Source organism: Pseudoduganella sp. RAF53_2 (assembly GCF_052113985.1).
Classification (GTDB): Bacteria; Pseudomonadota; Gammaproteobacteria; order Burkholderiales; family Burkholderiaceae_D; genus Rugamonas.
In genome coordinates this window covers 1-2,422 of record NZ_JBFRDW010000788.1, presented here as the reverse complement: position 1 = coordinate 2,422, position 2,422 = coordinate 1, and the positions used below count along the sequence as shown (strand labels likewise).

The following is a 2,422-nucleotide window of genomic DNA, read 5'->3' as shown; positions in this document are numbered from 1 at the left end:
GCATACAGCACTTCCTCTACCACGCCATCATGCGGCGCCGAGATGGTATGTTCCATCTTCATCGCTTCCATGATGACGAGCGCATCACCTTTCTTCACTTCCTGTCCGTTCCTGGCCAGTACCGCAACGACCTTGCCTGGCATTGGTGCGGTCAGGCGTCCTCCCTCTGCTTCCGATTCGCCGGCGTGGGCCATCGGATCGTTATAGTTCAGAACGAAGTGGCCGCCGCCGGTGAAGACGTGGAATACATCGCCATCGCGGCGCACCGTGCCTTGCACGGAAGTGTCGCCCAGCTTGATGCTGAAATCAACGCCATTCTGCGATTGCAGGGACAGATCGACCTCGATGCCTTTGATATCAAACTGCCAGCCATGCGGCAGGTAAGTCAGCATCGGCTCGTAGGTTTTACCATGCTCGTCGCTGAAAGCCAGCTTGCGTGCATAGTGGAAGTTCATGCGCCAGCCCAGCGCCTGACCCCACGGATCGCCTTTGTTGGCGCCGGATTGGGCTGCGGATTTGTCCTTCTCTTCTTCGATCAGCGAGACGGCGGCCAGTGCCACGGCGGCCACCGGGACCGAGCGGGCCGGCGGGAACAGGGCGTCGTGGTTACGTTCGATCAGGCCGGTGTCCAGGTCCGCGTTGGAGAACGCATCGCCTTCGACCAGTCGTTTGAGGAAAGCGATATTGGATGCAAGGCCAACGATCTGGTACTGGGCCAGCGCTTGCGCCATGCGAGCCAGCGCCTGCTTGCGGTCCGCGCCCCAGACGATCAGCTTTGCGATCATCGGATCATAGAACGGCGAAATCGCATCGCCTTCGCGCACGCCGGAATCGACGCGCACGGCGGCCGGATGGCCGGGCACGCCGCCCAGTTCAAAGTTGACCGAATCAGGAGTTTCCAGATGGCGCAGCGTGCCGATGGACGGCAGGAAGCCCTTCTCCGGGTTCTCAGCATAGATACGTGCTTCGATGGAGTGGCCATTGATGGTCAGCTCGTCCTGCTTCTTCGGCAGCATCTCGCCGGCGGCAACGCGCAGCTGCCATTCGACGAGGTCGGTGCCGGTGATCATTTCCGTCACAGGGTGTTCAACCTGCAGACGGGTGTTCATCTCCATGAAGTAGAAGCTGCCGTCCTGGTTGGCGATGAATTCCACCGTACCCGCGCCGACATAGCCCACGGCCTTCGCGGCCGCCACGGCGGCTTCGCCCATCGCGGCACGGCGCTCTGCGCTCATGCCCGGCGCCGGCGCTTCTTCCAGCACTTTCTGGTGACGGCGCTGCACGGAGCAGTCACGCTCGAACAGATAGATGCAGTTACCGTGCGTGTCCGCAAACACCTGGATCTCGATGTGACGAGGGCGCTGCAGGTACTTCTCCGCCAGCACCTTGTCGTCGCCGAAAGAGCTGATCGCTTCGCGCTTGCAGGAGGCCAGTGCATCGGCAAATGCCGCCGAGCTTTCCACCACGCGCATGCCCTTGCCGCCGCCGCCGGCGGAAGCTTTCAGCAGCACCGGATAACCGATGCGGTCAGCTTCGCCCTGCAGGAAGGCGGCATCCTGATTGTCACCGTGATAGCCCGGCACCAGCGGCACATTGGCCTTTTCCATCAGCTGCTTGGCAGCGGACTTGGAACCCATGGCGCGCATTGCCGAAGCTGGCGGACCAATGAATACAAGGCCCGCTTCCGCGCAGGCATCCGCGAACTCGGCGTTCTCGGACAGGAAGCCGTAGCCGGGGTGGATCGCTTCCGCGCCAGTCGCCAGCGCAACGGCGATCAGTTTGTCGCCGCAGAGATAGGACTCTTTGGCTGGCGCTGGGCCGATGTTCACCGCTTCGTCGCACACGGCGACGTGCTTGGCATTCGCGTCCGCTTCCGAATACACGGCCACGGTCTTGATGCCCAGGCGGCGGGCGGTTGCGGCGACGCGGCAGGCGATTTCACCACGGTTGGCGATCAGGATTTTCTTGAACATGGGCCTCTCTCTATTCTCTTTTTATGTGTTGGTCGCGCTTAGCAGCCGCAGGCTTCTTTTTGCACGGAGTCCAGCGTGGTGGCGCGGGTCTTCAAGCCCAGCTTTGCCAGCAGTGCGCGATCGTCGTTCGCTTCAGGATTATCGGTGGTCAGCAGCTTGTCGCCGTAGAAGATCGAGTTCGCGCCAGCCATGAAGCACATCGCCTGCACCGCTTCGCCCAGCTCGCGGCGGCCGGCGGACAGACGCACACGCGCCTTCGGCATCGTGATACGGGCCACGGCGATGGTGCGCACGAATTCCAGCGGGTCCAGCTTGTCCAGGCCATACAGCGGCGTGCCTTCGACCTGCACCAGGTGGTTGATCGGCACCGATTCCGGGTAAGGATTCAGGTTCGCCAGCTGGGCGATCAGGCCCGCGCGCAACTCGCGCGTTTCGCCCATGCCCACGAT

At 62.3% G+C, this 2,422-nt stretch carries 2 protein-coding genes; both read right to left on the bottom strand.

All coding sequences use genetic code 11. From position 1 onward, the window contains the following. Window positions 1-1,973, bottom strand: a 1,973-nt coding sequence (locus tag AB4Z11_RS29515) for an acetyl/propionyl/methylcrotonyl-CoA carboxylase subunit alpha (protein ID WP_442029408.1), incomplete at its 3' end; no start/stop codon positions are given. Between the two features lie 38 nt (window positions 1,974-2,011). Beyond that, the coding region (locus AB4Z11_RS29510) for a biotin synthase BioB (RefSeq protein WP_442029406.1) at window positions 2,012-2,422 on the bottom strand (411 nt) is incomplete at its 5' end.